General features: G+C 68.0%; 17 protein-coding genes and 5 pseudogenes. 9 read left to right on the top strand and 13 right to left on the bottom strand.

The annotated features are described in order from the left end of the window. Window positions 1–88 precede the first annotated feature (88 nt). A pseudogene (locus OG252_RS49605) lies at window positions 89–357 on the bottom strand (helix-turn-helix domain-containing protein); the annotation flags it as partial. 134 nt (window positions 358–491) lie between these two features. Further along, complete coding sequence (locus tag OG252_RS49600) at window positions 492–1,280, bottom strand: SDR family NAD(P)-dependent oxidoreductase (RefSeq protein WP_329344742.1); 789 nt, start codon at window positions 1,278–1,280, stop codon at window positions 492–494. 120 nt (window positions 1,281–1,400) lie between these two features. Here OG252_RS49600 and OG252_RS49595 point away from each other — a divergent pair, with 120 nt between their 5' ends. After that, window positions 1,401–2,039, top strand: coding sequence for a TetR/AcrR family transcriptional regulator (locus OG252_RS49595; protein WP_266447009.1), 639 nt, complete (start codon window positions 1,401–1,403; stop codon window positions 2,037–2,039). A gap of 641 nt (window positions 2,040–2,680) precedes the next feature. Next, window positions 2,681–4,225: a rifampin monooxygenase gene (rox, locus tag OG252_RS49590; RefSeq protein WP_329344740.1), complete on the top strand. Its 1,545-nt coding sequence runs from the start codon at window positions 2,681–2,683 to the stop codon at window positions 4,223–4,225. A gap of 345 nt (window positions 4,226–4,570) precedes the next feature. On the opposite strand, the gene OG252_RS49585 is transcribed toward rox, so the two are convergent. Continuing rightward, window positions 4,571–4,975, bottom strand: coding sequence for a hypothetical protein (locus OG252_RS49585; RefSeq protein WP_266447005.1), 405 nt, complete (start codon window positions 4,973–4,975; stop codon window positions 4,571–4,573). Window positions 4,976–5,704: 729 nt separating this feature from the next. Between OG252_RS49585 and OG252_RS49580 the strand changes: the two genes are divergently transcribed. Further along, window positions 5,705–5,911, top strand: coding sequence for a hypothetical protein (locus OG252_RS49580; RefSeq protein WP_266449100.1), 207 nt, complete (start codon window positions 5,705–5,707; stop codon window positions 5,909–5,911). Here the strand turns inward: OG252_RS49580 and OG252_RS49575 are convergent. Beyond that, window positions 5,824–6,528 carry a transposase family protein gene (locus OG252_RS49575; RefSeq protein WP_266447003.1) on the bottom strand — a complete coding sequence of 235 codons (705 nt, stop codon included), beginning with the start codon at window positions 6,526–6,528 and terminating at the stop codon, window positions 5,824–5,826. The two genes, OG252_RS49580 and OG252_RS49575, sit on opposite strands and share 88 nt — an antisense overlap. A gap of 891 nt (window positions 6,529–7,419) precedes the next feature. Between OG252_RS49575 and OG252_RS49570 the strand changes: the two genes are divergently transcribed. Beyond that, complete coding sequence (locus tag OG252_RS49570) at window positions 7,420–8,436, top strand: DNA-directed RNA polymerase subunit alpha (protein ID WP_266447001.1); 1,017 nt, start codon at window positions 7,420–7,422, stop codon at window positions 8,434–8,436. 399 nt (window positions 8,437–8,835) lie between these two features. On the opposite strand, the pseudogene OG252_RS52535 reads toward OG252_RS49570, so the two are convergent. Beyond that, window positions 8,836–9,045: pseudogene (locus OG252_RS52535) on the bottom strand (cation transporter); the annotation flags it as partial. Between the two features lie 354 nt (window positions 9,046–9,399). On the opposite strand from OG252_RS52535, the gene OG252_RS49560 reads away from it, so the two are divergent. Together OG252_RS49560 and OG252_RS49555 are read left to right on the top strand one after the other, a co-directional pair. After that, on the top strand, window positions 9,400–10,026 hold the full coding sequence (locus tag OG252_RS49560) for a dihydrofolate reductase family protein (RefSeq protein WP_266446999.1): 627 nt from the start codon (window positions 9,400–9,402) through the stop codon (window positions 10,024–10,026). Continuing rightward, window positions 10,023–10,865 (top strand): alpha/beta fold hydrolase, encoded by an 843-nt coding sequence (locus OG252_RS49555; RefSeq protein WP_266446998.1) that lies wholly within the window; start codon window positions 10,023–10,025, stop codon window positions 10,863–10,865. Before OG252_RS49560 ends, OG252_RS49555 begins: the two co-directional genes overlap by 4 nt. 212 nt (window positions 10,866–11,077) lie before the next feature. Here the strand turns inward: OG252_RS49555 and OG252_RS49550 are convergent, their stop codons facing one another. From OG252_RS49550 to OG252_RS49530, 4 genes are all read right to left on the bottom strand, one after another. Next, window positions 11,078–11,893 carry an SAM-dependent methyltransferase gene (locus OG252_RS49550; protein WP_266446997.1) on the bottom strand — a complete coding sequence of 272 codons (816 nt, stop codon included), beginning with the start codon at window positions 11,891–11,893 and terminating at the stop codon, window positions 11,078–11,080. 930 nt (window positions 11,894–12,823) lie between these two features. Continuing rightward, the gene (locus tag OG252_RS49540; protein ID WP_266446996.1) at window positions 12,824–13,471 is read right to left on the bottom strand and encodes a CatB-related O-acetyltransferase; all 648 of its coding nucleotides are present in this window, start codon (window positions 13,469–13,471) and stop codon (window positions 12,824–12,826) included. Window positions 13,472–13,831: 360 nt separating this feature from the next. Continuing rightward, window positions 13,832–14,938: an endonuclease/exonuclease/phosphatase family protein gene (locus OG252_RS49535; RefSeq protein WP_266446995.1), complete on the bottom strand. Its 1,107-nt coding sequence runs from the start codon at window positions 14,936–14,938 to the stop codon at window positions 13,832–13,834. Window positions 14,939–14,961: 23 nt separating this feature from the next. Continuing rightward, window positions 14,962–15,618: a M15 family metallopeptidase gene (locus tag OG252_RS49530; RefSeq protein ID WP_266446994.1), complete on the bottom strand. Its 657-nt coding sequence runs from the start codon at window positions 15,616–15,618 to the stop codon at window positions 14,962–14,964. A 141-nt stretch (window positions 15,619–15,759) separates the two neighbouring features. Between OG252_RS49530 and OG252_RS49525 the strand changes: the two genes are divergently transcribed. Both OG252_RS49525 and OG252_RS49520 read left to right on the top strand, forming a co-directional pair. Beyond that, window positions 15,760–16,455, top strand: a complete 696-nt coding sequence (locus tag OG252_RS49525) for a response regulator transcription factor (protein WP_266446993.1) — start codon at window positions 15,760–15,762, stop codon at window positions 16,453–16,455. Continuing rightward, window positions 16,448–17,560: a sensor histidine kinase gene (locus tag OG252_RS49520; protein WP_266446992.1), complete on the top strand. Its 1,113-nt coding sequence runs from the start codon at window positions 16,448–16,450 to the stop codon at window positions 17,558–17,560. Before OG252_RS49525 ends, OG252_RS49520 begins: the two co-directional genes overlap by 8 nt. A gap of 45 nt (window positions 17,561–17,605) precedes the next feature. Here the strand turns inward: OG252_RS49520 and OG252_RS49515 are convergent. Both OG252_RS49515 and OG252_RS49510 read right to left on the bottom strand, forming a co-directional pair. After that, window positions 17,606–17,811 (bottom strand): annotated as a pseudogene (locus tag OG252_RS49515) (cation:proton antiporter); the annotation flags it as partial. Window positions 17,812–18,139: 328 nt separating this feature from the next. Beyond that, the gene (locus tag OG252_RS49510) at window positions 18,140–18,574 is read right to left on the bottom strand and encodes a hypothetical protein (RefSeq protein WP_329344734.1); all 435 of its coding nucleotides are present in this window, start codon (window positions 18,572–18,574) and stop codon (window positions 18,140–18,142) included. Between the two features lie 85 nt (window positions 18,575–18,659). On the opposite strand from OG252_RS49510, the gene OG252_RS49505 reads away from it, so the two are divergent. Continuing rightward, the gene (locus OG252_RS49505) at window positions 18,660–19,337 is read left to right on the top strand and encodes a helix-turn-helix transcriptional regulator (protein WP_266449006.1); all 678 of its coding nucleotides are present in this window, start codon (window positions 18,660–18,662) and stop codon (window positions 19,335–19,337) included. A 97-nt stretch (window positions 19,338–19,434) separates the two neighbouring features. Here OG252_RS49505 and OG252_RS49500 read toward each other — a convergent pair. Then, window positions 19,435–19,660: pseudogene (locus OG252_RS49500) on the bottom strand (protein translocase subunit SecD); the annotation flags it as partial. 157 nt (window positions 19,661–19,817) lie between these two features. Further along, window positions 19,818–20,948, bottom strand: a pseudogene (locus OG252_RS49495) (RNA-guided endonuclease InsQ/TnpB family protein). Between the last annotated feature and the right edge of the window lie 58 nt (window positions 20,949–21,006).

Genomic DNA, 21,006 nt, shown 5'->3' with positions numbered 1-21,006 from the left:
GCGGGCGATCTCAAGGTTCGCAGGACGAGGAGGGCCCGCAGGAGTGTGGTGGCGTGCCTGGCGTGCAGGCGGCGAGTCCGAGGCCGATTTTTGACTGTTCGGCGATCGAATGATCAGGAGTGGGCACCGGGATGCCGTCCACGATGAGCATGGTGTCCTTGCGGAACCGCCGACAAGGCTGGAGCGCCAGCCGGGGGCCGAGGTGGTCAATGATGCGGTCGGCCGCGGACTTCGAGATACCGAGGAGCGGTGCAAGCTGGCGCGTCGTCAAATTCGTGCGCAAGTACGTTGTCACGAGCAGCACGCGGTCTTCCAGTGGCCGAGGCAGCACGGGCTCAGCCCAATGAGTGGAGCTATACAGGACGGCTCGGACGCCGACCGTGATCACACCTGCCACAGACCGTCATCATCGCAATGCGAGGTCGCTTCGCCTTGAACGAGGTCGTTGGAGCGGGCGCCCGCGACCGCACGCTCCGTAGCACCATGCCGGATCAAGCCGCGATGTCGACTTCGGGTTGGAGGGCAGGGCCGAGCAGCAGACCCCCGTCCAGGACGAATTCCGAGCCCGTAGCGAAGGACGCGTCCTGGGAGGTGACGAAGAGCAGCAGGCGGGTGATGTCGGCAGGTTCGGCCAGGCGGGGAATGGCGAAGGGATCGGGCGAGTAGAAGTCGGCGATGGCCGGCTGGCCTGCGACGGTGGGTTCGTTGATCAGCGGTGTGGAGACGACGCCGGGGTGGATGGAGTTGACCCGGATGTTGTCCCGCCCCAGCTCCAGCGCGGCCGTCTTGGTCAGCCCGCGCACGGCCCACTTGCTGGCGGTGTAAGGGGCGTAGAAGGCCGTCCCGACGTGGGCCATGGTCGAGGCGATGTTGACGATGGTTCCGCCGCCGCCCCTGCGCATCGACGGAGCCACAGCCCTGATGCCGAGGAACTGGCCCGTGACGTTGACGCTGAACGTGTGCTCCCAGGTACGCAGTTCGGTGTGTTCGATAGGGGCCGCCGGGTTCTGGACTCCCGCGTTGTTCACCAGGATGGTGACCGGCCCGAAGTGGCCTTCGACTTCTCGCACCGCCGCCGCCCAGTCGTCCTCGCTGGCGACGTCCAGGTGAACGGACAGAGCGCGGTGACCGAGCTGAGCGGCGAGGTCGCGGCCGGCGTCGTCGTCGCGGCCGGCAATGACGACGTTGGCTCCCTCGGCGTAGTAGCCCTGCACGTGGCTGCTACCCATGCCCCCGCTGCCGCCCGTGACGATGACGGTCTGGCCCTCAAAGCGTTTCATGGTGCATCCTTCCCCTTGGTTTCGTGGTGAGTCGAGTGGCTCACCTCTCCTCTCAACGTAAGAGCAGGACCGGAGGCGAGTCAAGTGACTCACCTCGCCACGAGAGGCATACTGGAGGGCATGACGGCACAGCCTTCCGAATACCACCGGCGCGTGGCAGCGCAGAAGCGGACGTCCATCATCGAGGCAGCGACGAAGCTGTTCCTCGACTCCGGCTACGACGGCACCTCACTGGCCCGCATCGCCGAGGCGGCCGGAGTGTCCAGGGCGACACTGTTCAAGCAGTTCACCACCAAGGCGGCCCTGTTCGAGGCGATCGTCACCGAATACTGGAAGGTCGACGACGAGGAGGTGCCCCTCCCCGAGCCGGGGAACCTCCGCGCAGGGCTTGAGATCATCGGACGCCGGTACGTGGCACTTCTCACCCAACCCGGCATGGCCGCCCTCTTCCGCATCGTCATCGCCGAGGTGCCGCGCTTCCCGGAGCTCGGCGAGACCCAGTTCAAGCTCGGCAAGATGCCCTACTTCGAATCGGTCCGCCGCTACCTGGCAGCGGAGAACGCCGCCGGCACAGCCCTGCTTGACGATGCGGAGACGGCAGCGACCCAATTCCTCGGGATGATCTCCAACTACGTGTTCTGGCCGCGGATGCTGCTCGCCCGCTGGGAGCCCGACGACTCTTCCGTCATGAACGCGGTCGATCAAGCAGTGCTGACCATGCTCGCCCGATACGCCGCGCCGGGGACTCACGGCACCTGAGGCACCAGCGCCTCGCCTCTCTGCGTAACCAACCCGGTACCTGCCGGACAGGCTTGCACTGCCGCCTTCGCGATGGAGCTGCACCCGATAGCCCCCGCCCCGCAGTCGATAGAAGCCAAAGACCGATTACGGGAGTGCCCTTACTCGACGGCTAAAGCAACACCAAGTCACTCGATACAGAACGCCGGCGTTCCCGGAGGTGGTGGCCGGGGTCGGGCAGTTGCCGGACGCGACGGCGCTGGTCAGAGTTATGTGACCTGTAGGGGTGTCTCGGGCGCGGGATGTCTCGGCCCAGGGCTCCTGTCTGTGACCCACGGTGCAAAGTAGCCGAGCGAAGCGGCCGGTCACCCTGCTCGTGGGCCTCGCGCAGCCGCTCGCGCTCGTCGCGCGCCTCCGATTCCGGCGCGCAGCGGTTTCCGAGATCCGGTCCGCCTCGGGGCGGTGATCACGTGGCTGGGAAAGGATTGGACGGGGTGATGTCGGGCTTGTAGCTTGCAGTTGACTGTGACACCGCCCGAGGAGGTGAGACCCATGAACGCTGTATCGATGTGGGTGCTCCCCCTTCCCGTCATGGTCGGGCGATTGACGTAGGTGTCGCCGGGAGTGCCTCGCCAACAAGGCACTCTCGAAAGGCCAGACCTATGCCCTCTCCGCAGTTCACCGCCGAGCTGTCGTCGAACGACACGGTCGAGCGCGACTTCACTGCGGGCGCCATCCCCGGACTCCGGTCGTCGGCATCCGGCCCAGATCGCGCGCCCCTCATGTTCGATGTGATCATTGCCGGGTGCGGGCCGACTGGCGCGATGCTGGCCGCCGAACTGCGGCTGCACGATGTGCGGGTACTCGTTCTGGAGAAGGAAACCGAGCCCGTGTCGTTCGTCCGCATCGTCGGTCTGCACATTCGCAGTCTCGAGCTGATGGCAATGCGCGGGCTGCTGGATCGCATTCGCGAACACGGAAGACAGCGTCCGGCCGGCGGATTCTTCGCCGCCATCAACAAACCCGCGCCCCAGGGCCTGGATTCCGCGCACGCCTATCTGCTGGGCATCCCGCAGCCGGTCATCGTTCACCTGCTCGAAGAGCATGCGACCCAACTGGGTTCGCAGGTCCGGCGCGGTTGTGCGGTGGCCGATTTCGAGCAGGACGACGAGGGTGTGACCGTCGAGCTGGCCGACGGCGAACAGCTGCGTTCGCGCTATCTCGTCGGCTGTGACGGCGGGCGCAGTACGGTGCGCAAACTGCTCGGCGTCGGTTTCCCCGGTGAGCCCTCGCGGACCGAGACGCTGATGGGCGAGATGGAAGTAGGTGTGCCGCAGCAGGAGATCGCGGCCAAGGTGAGCGCAATCGGCGAGACCAATAAGCGATTCTGGCTCAGGCCATTCGGCGGAGGGTCATACAGCGTCGTAGTCCCCGCCGCGGGAGTCAGCGATCGCGCGGAACCGCCCACCCTCGAGGATTTCAAACAACAGCTGCGCACCATCGCCGGAACCGACTTCGGCGTGCACTCCCCGCGCTGGTTGTCCCGCTTCGGGGATGCCACCCGGCTGGCCGAACGCTATCGGGTCGGGCGGGTGCTGCTGGCCGGCGATGCGGCACACATCCATCCACCCACCGGCGGACAGGGCCTCAACCTGGGCGTTCAGGACGCATTCAACCTCGGCTGGAAACTGGCCGCACAAATCCGCGGCTGGGCGCCAAGAACACTGCTGGACACCTACCAGGCCGAACGCCATCCGGTCGCCGAGGACGTGCTGGACAACACCCGCGCCCAGATGGAACTGCACTCCCCCGAACCGGGCCCGCAGGCCGTTCGCAGGCTGCTCACCGAACTGATGGACTTCGACGAGGTGAACCGCTATCTGATCGAGAAGATCACCGCGATCGGCATCCGCTACGACTTCGGCGAAGGCCCCGACCTGCTCGGCCGCCGCCTGCCCGACATCGACGTGAGACACGGCCACCTCTACGCTCTGCTGCATCGCGGCCGCGGCCTGCTGCTGGACCGCACCGAACGCCTGACCGTCGGCGGCTGGTCGGACCGAGTCGATTACCTCGGGGATCCCACTGCGGTACTGGATGTTCCGTGCGTCCTGCTACGCCCCGACGGCCACGTCGCCTGGATCGGCGACGATCAGCAGGCCCTGGACGACCACCTCTCCCGCTGGTTCGGCAAGCCCGCCAACTGACTTCGCCTGAGCAACCGAAGGAGCTTTGCCACACGGCGGTGTCAGTGTCGGCTGCGGGGGTGTCCTGGCTGGCGAAGACCCTGGCGAGCTGCGGGGCGCGGTCGCGGATCTCGCCGAGGGCGGGTGAGGTGGTCAGCACTCTCCTGAGCGTCCGGCCGCGACCTTCAGTGTGATCGCTCGGTGCGGTACAGCATCCCGGCCGGTTGACATCCAGAGAGGCATCAAACGGACCTACATCTTCCACGGCACCGTCACCTCTCGCGTCACCACACCAGTGATCCGCATACAGATCCGCCGCGATCGGCCGAACGTGAGCACTCAGCGGACTTGTCGGAACGGAGATGCTCAGAGCACGTCGAATGCCGCTTGGAACGCGTCCGCCACGGGGGCGATGACAACCGCCTTCCCCTGGAGGTCCTTAGGAAGATGACGGCGGTCGTCCTCATGAAAGATCAGCGTGCCGCCGTCCTGAGGCACGATCGAGGCCCCCAGGGCTGCCGCCAGCCGGGCGAGCACGCCGCTCATCGCGCCACGGGCGAAGTGCGTCGCCGTCACGCACAGCATCCCGTCCTCGTCCTGGGACGCATGGTAGAGGTCGGCCTCGCCCCCGTCCTCCGCGCGGAGCTGGGAGAAGCCCTCCTCCGCGCCGCCCGCCACCACGTACGGCTCCGTCACCTGCCGAAGCCGTTCGGCGTCCAGGGCGACGACCTTGCCGTCCACGAACCGGAGCAGGAAGATGCTGTAACTCACGGGCACACTCTGCCATTTGCCGTACGTGAGAGGACGCCGCTCTGCGCGCCTTTCTTTGCGGGAGAGGCATCCCGTACGACGGCACGGGCGGGGGCGGCTTCGGCGGCTCGTACCAGGGTGAACCTGGACGATGTGGAGGCCGTCCGCCCGGGCGGAGTGAACTGATCAGGGCTGCGATGCGCAAGGCGCCCGTCAGCTCGCCTGGAAGGTCACCACAATCGAGTGGATCGGCATCCGCTTCGGCACAATGGTCGCCGCTCGGGACGCTCGGGAGGTTTCCCGAGGAGTACCGGCCGGTGGTCGACGCGGCGATACACGAGCGCATGAGTGCGGTGATGGCCAGGGGGTCAGGCGGGCCGGGCGGGCGGGCCGGGCAACATGCCTGTCCAGCGCGGCTCGGTCGCCCTGATGACCCGGGAGTCCGCACAGTTGTCGCCGCGGCGAACGCCTGAGCGGCCGCCCCGAACACGCCCGCCTGACCGGCTCAGCCGGGGGCTCCGTTCCTCGTCGTGGTCACGGTCGTCGCCCAGTCCACAGACGCCCACCCCCGTGTGGCTTTCACAGCGCGCAGGAGTTCTGCCCGCAGTCGCCCTGTCCGTACGCGCACGGCCCACCTGCAAGAGAGGTGATCTGGCCATCCACCGCTCAGGGCCGACCGCAGCCCCTCAGGAGGGATCGGGCGGTAGCTCACCAGGGGCGTTGTCAGTGGTGGCAGGCAGGATGATGGGCATGACGACTCCAGCTGCTCAGATCGTGGATTCCGCCGCCTACGCCCAGGCGGTCGAGACCGTGGTGAAGGCCGCGGCCGCCTACTACGCGGACGGCACCTCGCCGATGGACGACGACACCTACGACCGTCTGGTGCGCGGCATCGCAGCATGGCGGTCGCTGACCTGCACCGCGTCCGGTGCGCCGTCGGTGATGGCCTGGCGGTAGACCAGCGAGCCGTCCCGGCAGACCACCTCGACACCGGGGTGCGTCCGCAGCCAGGCGGCCAGCTGCTCGGCGTCGCGCCCGGCCCACAGCTCGATCGGCAACCGGGTGTCGGCATCCACCAGCAGGGTTCCGTAGACGTCCGCATACAGCGCGAAGTCGTCCACTCCCAGCACCCGCGGGGTCGCTGCTGGCGGAAGCGGCAAGCGCATCAAGTGGAACAGCACGCTGGTCCGCGACAGCGGCACATTCAGGATTTGCAGGAGCCGGGCGCCGCCCCGGCCGGCGAGCAGCACCCCAGCCATCTCCACCAGGTGCTGCAGCAGCGGGCTGCGGCGCTGGTAGCGCACCGTCAGCCCCTCGACCCGTTCGGCAAACGTCCGCCGACCGCAGCTCGGACTGTCACAGAACAACCGCCGCACCGACAGCCCGATCAGCACCGGACGCCCACCGACAGCGACATCGGCCAGCGCGCGGCAATAGCGACTGTGCACCCGCGCAGAACCGCGACCACAGTCCGGACACGCCACCGTCAACTCGCGGGTGCAGGCCGCGATACGGACCACGCCGCCCGCCACCCACACCCGTTCCACCCGCACCGCATCGAGATGCGGAGACATGATCCGTACGAGGTCATCACACTCGCTGACAGTGCCGCTACTCGTGACGGAGCGTCACCGGCGCACGGTGGCACACCCTAGCTTCACGAAAATCTTGCCAGGGCCACGTTCGCGTGTACGCGAAGACGACCATAGGCATCGGGAACTTGGCCACCTACACCGTCCCGTGCGCGGACACGCCCTCAACGACTTACAACGAGATCGGGCTGGGCAACAATAAGCAACACGTCAAGATGACGATCACGGCCGGTGCCGGAGTCCACTGGGGCTTGTCCGTCGGTTGGCGTTCGGGCTATCAGAACCCCTCCTGACGCAGTAGTGGAGACGGCCATGGCGCGGTACGGCGTCAGGAACCGGCGCGTCCTGGGCGGTGCGGGGAAAGGGAATCGTCAGCCGGCCTCCGGGATCGGCCTCGCCGAGCAGGACGCCGAAGAAGCTCCACACCAGTGCGCGTGCGCTGTCCGCCCATGGCATCAGCACCGGCGAGTTCGTCCTGGCGACCCGAAAGAGACAGGGGCGGTCGGTCGACCGAGGCTCGACCATCGGACGGCCGTGGCCTGCAGACCGCGACGGCACTGATCCCGACCGCCGAGCACAGCCTGTGCCGATGAGGTCCGAGACCGATCATCAGGCACGGACAGGGACGACACACGCAGTACAGAGGCCCTACGAGGCGGCTACCGGGACCGGGTGATCCGGAACACCAGCCGGTCGGGATGCCGCTTGCGCCCCGGATGCCGGGTCCGACGCTCCACCTTCGGCAGCGGCGGCTCAAACACCGCCCACGGCTCGTCGTCGTGCAGCGCGACCACCGGAGACCGTATCGCCGTTACCCTTCATGGTGTCAACGGCGTCACATAGCGGGCGCCAAACCACTGGAGGCAACACCCCGTGCTGATTGCTCAGCGTCCGTCCTTGACCGAAGAGGTCGTCGACGAGTTCCGCTCCCGGTTCGTGATCGAGCCGCTGGAGCCGGGCTTCGGCTACACCCTCGGCAACTCCCTGCGTCGTACGCTCCTCTCCTCGATCCCGGGTGCGGCGGTCACGTCCATCCGCGTCGACGGCGTTCTGCACGAGTTCACCACCGTGCCGGGCGTCAAGGAGGACGTCACCGACCTGATCCTCAACATCAAGCAGCTGGTCGTCTCCTCGGAGCACGACGAGCCGGTCGTGATGTACCTGCGCAAGCAGGGCCCGGGTCTGGTCACCGCCGCCGACATCGCGCCCCCGGCCGGTGTCGAGGTGCACAACCCCGACCTCGTCCTCGCCACGCTCAACGGCAAGGGCAAGCTGGAGATGGAACTGACGGTCGAGCGTGGCCGCGGTTACGTCTCCGCCGTGCAGAACAAGCAGGTCGGTCAGGAGATCGGGCGTATCCCGGTCGACTCGATCTACTCGCCGGTTCTCAAGGTCACCTACAAGGTCGAGGCGACCCGTGTCGAGCAGCGCACCGACTTCGACAAGCTGATCGTCGACGTCGAGACCAAGCAGGCCATGCGTCCGCGTGACGCCATGGCGTCGGCCGGCAAGACCCTGGTCGAGCTGTTCGGTCTGGCCCGTGAGCTCAACATCGACGCCGAGGGCATCGACATGGGCCCGTCCCCCACGGACGCCGCCCTTGCCGCCGACCTGGTTCTGCCGATCGAGGACCTCGACCTCACCGTCCGTTCGTACAACTGCCTCAAGCGCGAGGGCGTCCACTCCGTGGGTGAGCTCGTGGCGCGTTCCGAGGCCGACCTGCTCGACATCCGCAACTTCGGTGCGAAGTCGATCGACGAGGTCAAGGCGAAGCTCGCCGGCATGGGCCTGGGCCTCAAGGACAGCCCGCCCGGATTCGATCCGACCGCCGCCGCACTCGGTGCGGACGACGACGCGGACGCGGGTTTCGTGGAGACCGAGCAGTACTGAACACTGCGCTGCGCCGGTCATAGCGACACCTGAGCGGAGACAGGAGAACATCCACTCTGTTCCCTGCCCGCTGGGCGACGTCGACCGGATCCGCGCCCACGCACAACCCGGGAGGAAGGCAGCCGGCGACAACGCGGCGCAGCTCGGCCACTTCACGTGCGGCCCGCTGCTCGGCCAGCGTATGGTCGCCGGCTTCCGGCCTGGTCTGCTGTGCTCGTCACCGAGCTGCTCTGACGCGAGGCGACCTCGGCCGGCATCGGCCACTCAGGGGCGTACATCAGAGGCCCGACCGCAGAGATGCTGGGGCCAGCGTGGTGTGCGGGCCTCGGGCCGGCTGACACTGCGCCACGCAATGACCCAGTGTCGGCGGTCGGGCCGGGCGCCCGGGGCGGGACCCCGCCCCGGGCGCCCGGCGTGGGCAGCCGAACCCGTTGCGGCGGACGGGGTGCAGCAGCCCGTGCTCGGCCAGGCGTCGCGGGCTTCCTTGACCGCGATGACGGCGATGGCGGCGATGGCGGCGATGACGAGGGCAGCGACGGGGTCGGCCCAGGACCAGCCGAGGGTCGCGTTGAGGACCAAGCCGACCAGGAGCACGGCGGAGAGGTACGTGTACCTGCTCCCTGGCTCGGCGAGATCGAAGGACTGGCGCGCCGTCGGCGGCCTCGCGCGCGCTGAACGCGCCACGGCACCCGAGGTCGCGGCGGTCTGCTTCCGATCCCTCTCGGATTCGTAACCTCGCAGCTCGCGGAGCGGCTCGCGGAGCGGCTCGCGGAGGGGAATGCAGGATCGTTGCGGCAGAGGACCCTCTGACCTGTGCATACGCGCCTCTGAGGTACTCCGGGAGGGGTGACCGTCCGCTGTGCGTCCAGCGTCCCGCTTCGGGCGTCGTGCTATCCGTTCACTTCCGGCACACGCTGCATGCCTGAGCGATGAGTTCGGGCGGCGAAACGGGTCTGCCCTGGCATGACTCGAATCATCGCTGACATCTCCGTCTCCCTCGACGGCTTCGTCACCGGGCCCGACCCCGGCCCGGACAACGGTCTGGGCACCGGCGGCGAGGCCCTGCACACCTGGGCGTTTTCCGACGACCCCGACGACCGCCGGTTCCTGCGCGAGGGGACCGCCCGTTCGGGCGCCGTCGTCCTCGGCCGCCACCTCTTCGACGTGGTCGACGGGCCGAACGGCTGGGACGACAAGACCGGCTACGGCGCCGGCGAGGTCGGCAAGCCCGCGTTCGTCGTCGTGACGAGCTCGCCGCCGGAGTCGGTGCGGCTCACCGACCTCGACTGGACGTTCGTCACCACCGGTCTGCCCGACGCCGTCACCGTGGCGCGCCAGCGCGCCGAGGCGGCGTCGTCGGACAGCGGCAAGGACCTCGACGTCGTCCTCATGGGCGGCGGTGCCACGATCGGCTCGGCGATCGACGCCGGGCTGGTCGACGCACTGACGCTGCACCTCGCGCCCGTCGTGCTGGGTGCCGGGACGCCACTGTTCACCGGCGGAGCGCCACGCACACTGGTGCAGCGGAAAGTGACCTCGACCTCGACCGCGACGCACCTGACCTACGACGTCCTCCCGGTGATCCGATGACCACCGTCAACGTCGATGAGATCGCCTTGGGCATCGAGTCGTTCGGTGACGACGACGCGCCACTCGTCCTGCTCGCGGGCGGGACGACGATGCTCTCCTGGCCCGACGCGCTGTGCGAGCGCCTCGCCGCCGGCGGGCGCCGCGTCGTGCGCTACGACCTGCGCGACAGCGGAGAGTCGACGACGGCGGACCCGCAGGCGCCCGCCTACACCCTGCGCGACCTCGCCGCCGACGCGGCGGCCCTTGCCGACGCGCTCGGCGGCGGGCCCGCGCACCTCGCGGGGATCGGTGTCGGTGGGATGGTCGCCCAGGTGGCCGTGCTCGACCATCCGGGCTCGTTCTCGGCGCTCACCCTGGCCGGCACCCGCGCGGTTGCGCCCGGCCCGCCCGACGACGACCTCCCCGACCATGACCAGGCGACGATGAGCCGGCTGTTCTCGCAGCCGATGCCCGACTGGACCGACCGCGAGGCGGTGGCGGAGTTCGCCGCCGCCGGCGCGGAGATCCTCGGCGACGACCCCGTCGCCGCGCGCGCGATGGCCGCGCGCATCTGGGACCGCACGCCCGGCACCGCACCCCCCATCCAGATGGCCAACCAGCTGGGCATGGTGTTTTCCAGGCTCGACTGCACACCCCGCTGGCGCGAGCGCCTGCCCGAGATCGAGATGCCCACGCTCGTCGTCCACGGCCGCCGCGACCGGTTCTTCCCCGTCGGCAACGCCGAGGCGATCGCGCGCGAGATCCCCGGAGCGCGGCTGCTCGTCCTCAAGGAGGCCGCCACCGCGATCCCCGACGCGGCGGTCGACGAGGTCGCCGAGGCGATGCTCACGCTCGGGTAGAGGACGGCGCGTGCCGCGCGGGTATGGCATCCGCGCGGCAGCGGGCGTCGGAGGCACGACCCGGCCGCGCGCCCGCGATCGGCGCTCGCGGATGACCGACCTCACGGAACAGTCCACCGACGTCTCTGATCAGCGGATCTGCAAGGCCGCGGCCGTGGTCTCCATCGACCTGAGTGGCTGTCGTACGGCAACAGCTCCACTCCCGGTGTCCGTTACGCCTTCCGGGCGAGTCCGCCGTGCTCGGCGATGACCTCCGGGGTGGGCGAACCGGGCTCCGGGCGCCACTGCGTTACCGAGACGACGCCGGGTTCGAGGAGCTCCAAACCGTCGAAGTACGTGGTGATCTCGTCGACGGTGCGCAGGTTGTACGGGACGGCGCCGCTGTTGTTGTAGGCGTCCTGGGCCTGCTCGAAGACCGGGTCGATGCCGCGTGAGCCGTCGTTGATGGAGAGGTAACTGCCCGAGGGCAGGGCGTCCATCAGCCGGGTGACGATGGAGCGGGCCTGATCGTAGTCGGCGACGTGGCCCAGGATGTTGCTGAGGATGAGCGCGATGGGGCGGCCGAAGTCCAGTGTCTCGGCGGCGGCCGCGAGGATGCGGTCCGGATCCGTCACGTTGGCGTCGATGTAGGCGGTCGCGCCCTCGTGGCTGGAGTACAGCAGGGTGCGGGCGTGGGCGAGGACCATCGGATCGTTGTCGACGTAGACGATCCGCGTCTCGGGGGCGAGCCTCTGAGCGACCTCGTGGGTGTTCTGAGCGGTCGGAAGGCCGGTGCCGACGTCCAGGAATTGCCGGATGCCCGCCTCGGACACGAGATACGTGATGTTGCGGCGCAGGAACGCACGGCTGCAGCGGGCGATGGTGACGATGCCGGGGAAGACTGCGGTGTACGCGTCACCGGCCTCCTCGTCGACGGGATAGTTGTCCTTACCGCCTAGCCAGTAGTTCCAGATACGGGCGGAGTGCGGAACCGACGTGTCGATCTTCTGATGCTTCGCTGGTTCGGGCGTCGTCACAGGGTCGGTCATAGCTCGCGTCCGTCCTTCAACCGAGGCGTGGATCATTCACGGCACAACCTACGTCCGAACACCCTGCGTGTGCCCACTAGTTCGGGTTTTCCGGCTGGTCGGTCAGCGACGTCCGGTCCCCGACCGACCCGAGCCGTTCCGCCGATCAAGCGCACGGGCAATCAGCTGCGCTGGTCATGGGGAGGGCTGATATTCACTCAACGAAGTAAGGGCTGGCGACACGCAGGGCGTAGCCGCCACGGAAACTCGGCCACCACCAATCAAGCCGCGAGGGTCACTGGCGCCGTCGACGCGGCGGGAAATGCCTTGCCGGGATCGAACTTCTCCCCGGTCTGCAGGCAGTGGCAGTGGCGGAGGCATCCCAAGAAGCGATCAATCGCGTGGCGCGGGGATGCGTCGACGAGGACCCGAAGCCGGCCCAGGCGTCGCCCGCGTGAGAATGCGGCTCGGAGGAGCCGCCGATGCTGAAGAAGCGGTACGGGATTGTCCACGACCTTGGCCGCCGTGCCGTGGACCAGCTGACGTAGCAGCAGGCGGGACGGGGTGGCTTCACAGTTCTGGGAGACGAGCGCATGCGTAGCTCGTCAGCCCTTCGGACAGAACCACACCGCGGTCTCGCCCGCAGCTGGGGACCGCCATCCCCGCCCCGCCGCCGAGCGACCTACACGCGACGCACGCGGTCCGGCGCCTGTTCGCCACCACGACCTGGCCAAGGACAAGCTCTACGGTCACATCAAGCCGAAGAAGAATCAGACGGATCAGACGGGGTTTCTCGAATTCTGCCGCTGCCTGCGCAGCCTGCACTCACCCGAGATCCGGAATGCCGGGCATGCCCGAGCGGCGCACGCACGATTACCGTCTTCGACGGCGCCATGATCCTCTCTGTCAGGCGATGTTCACGAGGCTCGACGGCGCTGAGGCGGGGCCGGTCTACTGCGACTTCGGGGCCGCGGCTTCCAGATCCTCGATCCTGCCGGACATGATCGTGCGGATGTGCTCGGTGATGTGTGGGGCCGGCCAGTCCCACCAGGCGACCGCCAGGAGGCGGGCGATGTCTTCGTCGCCGAAGCGACTGCGGATGAGTCTGGCGGGGTTGCCGCCGACGATTCCGTAGTCGGGGACGTCGTCGACAACGACGGAGCCGGAGGCGATGACCGCTCCGTGGCCGATGCGGACGCCGGGCATCACCATGGCCCGGTATCCGAACCAGACGTCGTTGCCGACCACGGTGTCACCGCGGCCGGGCAGGGCTGTGATCAGGTCGAAGTGGTCAGCCCAGGAGCCGCCCATGATCGGGAAGGGGAACGTCGAGGGACCATCCATACGGTGGTTGGCACCGTTCATGATGAAGCGCACGCCCTCGCCCAGCGCGCAGAATTTGCCGATGACCAGCTTCTCCGGCCCGTAGTGGTACAGCACGTTGCGGGTCTCGAACGCGGTCGGGTCGTCCGGATCGTCGTAGTAGGAGAACTCTCCCACCTCGATCAGCGGCGAGGTGACCAGTGGCTTGAGCAGGACGACCCGAGGTTGGTCGGGCATCGGGTGCACCACGGTCGGATCGGCAGGAACAGCTGGCATCACGGTCGGCTTCCTCACACGTCGCAGACTGCTTACGCCCATGATCGCAACCGGCGCCTCTACGTCGCCACCGCATTTTCCGCGACGGCGTCGGCACCGCCGTCGCATAACACGACAGGGGGCACCGTCGCACACCCACGCCGGTGACCCGCCCACTCCGACACGGTCCAGCTCGATCACTGACGCGGAGCCGCCCATGGCCATCACGACCAAGACCGACACCACCGCATCAACCGGCCGCCGATCCCCCGCACATACCCGCGGTACCCGCGACCCGACTACCCGTTCTGCCCGCTCTGCCCGTTCGTTCTGCCGCATCGCGCCCCGAGGGCGCGACATCCGCCCAGTTGCGTGCGATGTTCACCAGTTGATTCCGGCCGCCACCGGCAGGTGGTCACTCCCCGTGGCCGGCAGCGACCACGCGCTCTCCGGCTTCACGCCGCGGACCAGGATCTGGTCGATCCGTACCACCGGGAACTTGGCCGGCCAGCTGAAGCCGAAGCCGTCCCCGGCCGCGTCCTGGGCAGAGCGCAGCTGTGAGGCGATGTCGGCGAACGCGCGGTCGTCCATGGTGCCGTTCAGGTCGCCGAGCAGCACCACGCGCTCATTCTGTTCGGCGGCGATGGCCTTGCCGAGCGCCTGCGCGTTTCTGTCCCGCGAGTCCGTCCAGAAGCCCGTCCTGGGAGTCACCCGTGCGGACCCCAGGTGGGCCACATACACCGCCAGCGGACCCTGGTCCGTGGCCACCGTGGTGCGCAGCGCCCGGTTGTCGGTCATCTTGACGTCGGCCGGCTTGGTGTCCGCCAGCGGCCCGACGTCCTGCTGGATGTCGACCGGCTGGGTGTCCGACAGCGGCAGCTTGCTCCACAGCCCGACCGTGCCCTGCACCGTGTGGTAGGGGTACGCCTTCGCCAGGCCCTTCTCGTACGTGCCCCGGGCCTGCTCGGTCATCTCCTGCAGGGCCAGCACGTCCGCGCCGGAGGCGGCCAGGTCGCGCGCGGTGCCGGCCGGGTCGGGGTTGTCGGCGCCGACGTTGTGGCTGGCCACCGTGAGGTCGCTGCCCGGGCGGGACTTGTCGCTGAGCAGCCCGCCGAAAAGGTTCAGCCACACCATGACCGGCAGCAGCAGCGCGGCCACCGCGGAGGCGGAGCGGCGCAACAGTGCCCCGGCAAGGAGTACCGGGATGAACAGGCCGAACCATGGCAGGAAGGTCTCCACGAGGCTGCCGAGGTTCCCGACCCGGTTCGGGATCTTCGCGTGCAGCAGCATGAGCAGGCCCAGCAGTAGGGCCAGCGCGGCGAGCACCGGGCCCCGCTTCCAAAGCCCCGGCCGGAAGCCGGTGCGGATCGCCCGGCGGATGCCCGCGTGCCAGGCACCGGAGCCGGCTCCCCAGCGGCCTGAGCCGTCCCGTCCGGTCTCCGTCGTGCCAGCCGCGTCCACCGCGTCCGCCGCGTCCACCTGCTTCATCGTCTGTCCTCGCTCGCTGCCGGTCACTGCTGCATCCTCGGGTCCTGGGTGGGATCGGCATACATACGCGGGCAACCACGGTCGATCGCATCGGCGCGCAATTCGTAGTGCCAGGGTTCGTTCTCGTAGATCTGGCACAGCCCGTACTCGGCACCGTGCTCGGACAGCCACTCCGTCGCATCGGAGTTCCCCATGTCGACCGCGTCCCCCGACACGTGAGGAGACGTCGTCGCGGTGGCCACCCATCGGGCGGCCTCCTCTTCCGACCCGTACTTGAAGACCGCCTCACGAAGAAGCTCCTCCTGGTACTCCGGGGAACGCCAGCCGCTGTTGACGTAGAACTCGACTCCGTCGTCCGCGGCAGCCGTCGCAGCCTGGCGGAGGGCGTTGAGCAGACCTGGATCGAGTTTGGACACAGCCGGAATCGCGTCGTCGTAGATCGTCACGCCATCGGGGACGACACCGTCGGCCGAACCGAGCGCACCGAGCGCACCACGGTGTTCACTCCGAGGTGCATGCGAGGGTGCTGCGGCCGAGGGGCTCGAAGGCGACGACGAAGGTAAGGAAGGCAAGAAGGACAAAGAAGGCAGGGAAGACGAAGAAGGAGACGAGGACTGCGGCGCCCGGTAGCCGAGGACTGCGGCGATCACTGCTGAGACGACCATCAGGCCGACGACCATCAACCGGCGAACCCGGCGGGTCGTTGTTCGTGCTGAGGGTGGGGTTCGACGCATACCGCCACTCAAGGCAGCGCGGTGTTGCCGACACGTATGCGGTTTTCGATATGTCGACGATATGCGCCGACTCGTAGCCTTGATGACATGCGTGTGTTGATCGTCGAGGACGAGCTCTATCTGGCAGAAGCCATCCGCGATGGTCTTCGCCTGGAAGCGATCGCCGCCGACATCGCAGGTGACGGCGGCACCGCTCTGGAACTGCTGAGCATCAACGCCTACGACATCGCCGTCCTCGACCGAGACATTCCCGGGCCCTCAGGAGACGAGATCGCCCAACGCATCGTCGCCTCCGGCAGCGGCATGCCGATCCTCATGCTCACCGCCGCCGACCGTCTCGACGACAAGGCCACCGGGTTCGAACTCGGTGCCGACGACTACCTCACCAAACCGTTCGAGCTTCGAGAGCTCGTCATGCGGCTCAGGGCGCTCGACCGCAGGCGCGCCCACAACAGACCACCCGTACGAGAGATCGCAGGCCTGCGGCTGGATCCGTTCCGCCGCGAGGTCTACCGCGACGACCGCTACGTCGCGCTCACCCGGAAACAGTTCGCCGTGCTCGAAGTCCTCGTCGCCGCCGAGGGCGGTGTCGTCAGCGCCGAAGAACTCCTGGAACGCGCGTGGGACGAGAACGCCGACCCGTTCACCAACGCCGTGCGCATCACCGTTTCGGCACTGCGCAAGCGTCTCGGCGAACCCTGGATCATCGCCACCGTGGCCGGTGTCGGCTACCGGATCGACGCAGCGCCCGGCACCGGACGTGTGGGAGAAGACCGTGGATAGAGCCCCTGGTTTGAGTGTCCGCCTCAAACTCACCCTCAGCTACGCCGGGTTCCTCATGGTTGCCGGTGCCTTGCTGCTCGCCGCGGTGTGGTTGTTCCTCCTGCGTTATGTCCCCGACCGTGCGATGCTCATCAACCCCGATGACATGCCCGGGAATGGTGTTTTTCCCGTCCGCTCCGCCCTCCTGGACGTTTTCGCTCCGAGGGCAGCCGCAGTACTGGCGTTCCTGCTGGTGTTCGGCCTCGTGGGAGGGTGGGTCCTCGCCGGCCGCATGCTCGCCCCGCTGACCCGCATCACCGAGGCCACCCGTCTGGCCACGAACGGATCGCTCTCCCACCGGATCCGGCTGCCGGGCCGCAAGGACGAGTTCCGGGAACTCGCCGACGCCTTCGACACAATGCTCGTACGGCTTGAAGCACATGTCGCCGAACAGCAGCGATTCGCGGCCAACGCCTCTCACGAACTGCGCACCCCGCTGGCGATCTCGAAGGCCCTTCTCGATGTGGCCCGCACCGACCCGAACCGCGACACCGGGGAACTCATCGACCGCCTGCACGCCGTCAACACCCGGGCGATCGCCCTCACCGAGACACTGCTCCTGCTCAGCCGCGCTGACCAGCGGTCCTTCACCCGCGACCACGTCGACCTGTCCCTCCTGGCGGAAGAATGCACCGAAACGCTCCTCCCCCTCGCGGAAAAGCACGGCGTCACCATCGAGACCAGCGGCGACATCACCCCCACGATCGGATCGCCGGCGCTCCTGCTGCAGCTGACCACGAACCTCGTACACAACGCGATCGTCCACAACCTGCCTGAAGAGGGCACTGTGTGGGTCCGCACCGGCGTCCACTCCAAGACCGCGGTGCTCACTGTCGAAAACACCGGCGAGCAGCTCACCCCACAGCAGGTCTCGACCCTCACCGAACCGTTCCAGCGCGGCACCGAACGCATCCACACCGACCAGGCAGGCGTCGGCCTCGGCCTGACCATCGTCAGAACCATCACGCACGCACACGACGGAACACTCACCCTCACCCCGCGCCCTGCCGGTGGGATCCGCATCACCGTGGAACTCCCCGCGATATCCCCTCATACGGACAGGTGAGTCAACGACCACGGGAGCAATGCGCCGCCATCGTTACCGGCTCACCAGGTCCTCGATGACCAGGACGCCGCGGGCCACGAGGGCTTCACGGTTGCCGGTCCGGCGCAGATCACCGAGGACCTCGGCGATCACTCCGGAGGAAGTGATCCGGCGATGGCGCCCGGCACGGCGTTGAACACGATGTCGACTACGCCGGAGGGGTATTGGGTCTTGAGGTTGGTGACGAGGTCGGAGGCGCTGCACTCCAGACCGAACGAACTGCCAGACAGCGCAGCTGCACACAGATCCGACCGGCTACGTCAGCGGCGTCCACCGAGGTGAGCGGCGCATGCTCTCTGACACGCCCCGGGAGACCGAGGACCTGGCACAAGGTCTGCGCATGGTGGTGATACGGCGGGGCCGCGACACGGCAGGCGACACGAAGCGGTCCGCGGGCCCCTGGCCCACTGACGACGTGTTCCGGCACCGACGCAGGCGGACACAGCCAAGCTTTCCGCTCAGGCTTGCCTCTACGAGCCATGGCGGGTGGCACCCACGGGAGACCACCCGCCGGAGGCGTTCACAGTGCGCCGTACCTGTTCAGTGCTGCCGCTTGCCGTGGTAGCGCTCGGCGAGGCGCGCGAGTGCGACGGCGCCGAGGAGCAGGCCGAAGTCGCGCAGTGCGATGTCGTAGTAGTCGGGAATGGTCAGCAGGTTGATGATGATGCCCGCCAGCCACCCGGCCACCAGCCAGGCTCCGAAGCGGGGCGCGAGGGCTACGGCGATGCCCGCCGCGATCTCGATCGCGCCCACCGCGTACATGGCCGCCTGGGCGCTGCCGGGGACGACGTCGTTGATCCACGGCGCGAGGTAGATGGGCCAGTCGACGAGCAGGTTGGCGAACTTGTCCAGCCCGAAGAGGATCGGCGCCACCGTGAAGGCGGTGCGCAGGACCACGAACGCCTGGTAGCCGGGGTCGGCGAGCAGCGCACGCCGCGGGGCGGCGGACGTCGTGCTGGTGGTTGCGGAGGACATGGTGGCCTCTCCTTCTATTGACAACCTTCATTAACTATAGAAGCGCGGAAGTTTTCTTTAGTCAATGGCCGTGGGTTTTACACTGGTGTTCGTGGACATCCCGAACGAAGTACGCGACGCCGACCTCTCCGCCATCGCTGCTCTGGATGAGCCGACGCGCAGGCGCCTGTACGACCACGTGGTGCGCCAGTCGGGGCCCGTCGGCCGGGACGAGGCAGCCGCCGCCCTGGGCCTGGCGCGGCAGACTGCGGCGTTCCACCTCGACCGGCTCGCCGATGAGTCCCTGCTGGACGTGGTCTACGAACGACGCAGCGGCCGTACCGGGCCGGGGGCGGGCAGGCCGGCAAAGCTGTATCGGCGCTCGGCGAAGCAGATCGCGGTGAGTCTGCCCGACCGCCGGTACGAACTGGCCGGGCGACTCCTCGCACAGGCGGTGGAGGAATCCGGCGCAACCGGTGAGCCGGTGACGGAGGTTCTGCACCGCAAGGCCGAAGAACTCGGCACACACCTGGGTGGGCAGAACAGCGCACGCCTCGTCGACCTGCTGGAGCGGTACGGGTTCGAGCCACGGCACGAGGAAGGCACCGTCGTGCTGGCCAACTGCCCCTTCCACGCCCTGGCCCGTGAGCACACGCAGACCGTGTGCGGTATGAACCTGCACCTGCTGCGCGGTGTTCTTCACGGGCTGGGCGAGTCCGGATACACGGCCTGCCTGGCGCCGAGCCCAGGCCGGTGCTGTGTCCGGCTTGAACCCGTCACCTGATCACCTCGGGCGCCAGGCCGGACCGTGCTCCGCGCGGACGGCGGACGGACTGGCCGTGCCGGTATGCCGCCGCTGTGCAGTTCGATGACAAGCGGAAGATGAAGCCGGCGCCGATGCCGGCGTTGACGGTGCGGGGCACAGCCTGCCGGAGTGCCCGCTTGGCGGTGCGGGCGAAGGGTGCCTTGTCGCGGCGGCTGAGTTCTCTGATGCGGTCGAGGACGACGACCGAGTCGTTGACGAAACAGTCGATCACGGTCAGGAGCGCAGCCAGGAAGACGCCGTCGACCGGTCCTGCCGAACCCGGCGAAGATGCCGACCATCACCTGAGCGGCTCATCCCGTCCGAGTGGCGGCGCAGCAGCGCCCGGACGTGTCCCTCTGTCCCGGCTGACAGGTAGTCAACGTGACCCGGCCCTGAAGGACCGGGCTTGGAGGTAGTGCCCGGCTGGCTGCTGGGGTGGACTCCTCCGTCCAGACACCCCTATTGGGTGGCAGGGACGCGTGACTCACGCCCCGCGTTCCACACGCTGTCGCCACGGGTGGCGATGTTGTGGGAAGCGTTCCGGTCGGCGTGGGCAACGACCCCGCACCCCCGGCAGATGAAAAGCCCCTGGTCGACACGGTTGCGCTTGTCGACGTGGCCACACTCGGCGCACGTCTGCGACGTATACGCGGGATCAACGAAGACCAGGGGCACACCGGCCCGCTTGGCCTTGTAGACGACGAAGTCTCCGAGCTGGGCGAAGGCCCAGGAGTGGAGTGCGACCCGTTGGGGCTTGCGGAGCCGTACCCGGTTGCGGATGCCCTTGAGTTCTTCGAGGGACAGGCCGCGCCCGGTGCGTTCAGCCTCGGTCACGATCGTCTTGGAGATGATGTGGTTCTGGTTGGCGGCGTGCCGCGCCTCTTTGCGGGCACGGGCCTTGAGCCGCCGCTTGGCGCTCTTGGTGCGCTTCTTCTGGAGCTTGGCGCGCAGGGCAAGCTGTCGCTTGCGGTACCGGTTGAGCCCCCGCCCGGCCGCGAGGTAGCCGGTGGAGGCGGTGGCGATGTTCTCGATACCGAGGTCCACGCCGATGAAGCCGTCCGGCTCATACTGCTCGGCCTCGGGCGCGTCGCAGGTGGCGACGAGGTAGAAGACGCCGTCGCGCTCGATCAGGTCGGATTCGCCCTGCCGGTGCGCCTGGAGCATCTTGAGCGCGTCGACGGAGCAGGCGAAGCGGATGTTCTTGACCCGGCCGTCCACGGTCCAGATGGACACGGTCCGCTGGTCGTACTGCCAGCTCAGGCACCGGTCGTCATACGGCTGGGCGGCCTCGGGGCGAAAGGTGAGAGGCTTGGACTCGGCCTTGCGGCGACGCCTGGAGCCTTCCTTGCCGAGATGGCCGGCCCGGATGTTGGCCTTGAGCGTGGTGTACGAGTCGCGCACCCTCTCGATGACGTGTTACGCAGCCTGCGCTCCCAGCCCACGGGCTTTGAGTTCGGCGTAGGTGTGCTTGCGCAGCTCGTACTCACGCGGCACACCGTGCTCGAACGCCACCTCCGACACCCAGTTCGCGGCGTCATTGACCGTGCCCAGGGTGCGCTCAAGCGCGGATGCCTGTGCGGCGTCCGGCATGAGCTTGACCTGCGTCACGATCTTCACGGGCGTGAACGTAGCATTGCTCTATGTCACG

It is taken from the genome of Streptomyces sp. NBC_01352 (assembly GCF_036237295.1).
In the GTDB taxonomy this organism is placed as follows: domain Bacteria; phylum Actinomycetota; class Actinomycetes; order Streptomycetales; family Streptomycetaceae; genus Streptomyces; species Streptomyces plumbiresistens.
The sequence above is the reverse complement of the archived record's forward strand: the minus strand, read 5'-3'. Positions and strand labels throughout refer to the sequence as shown.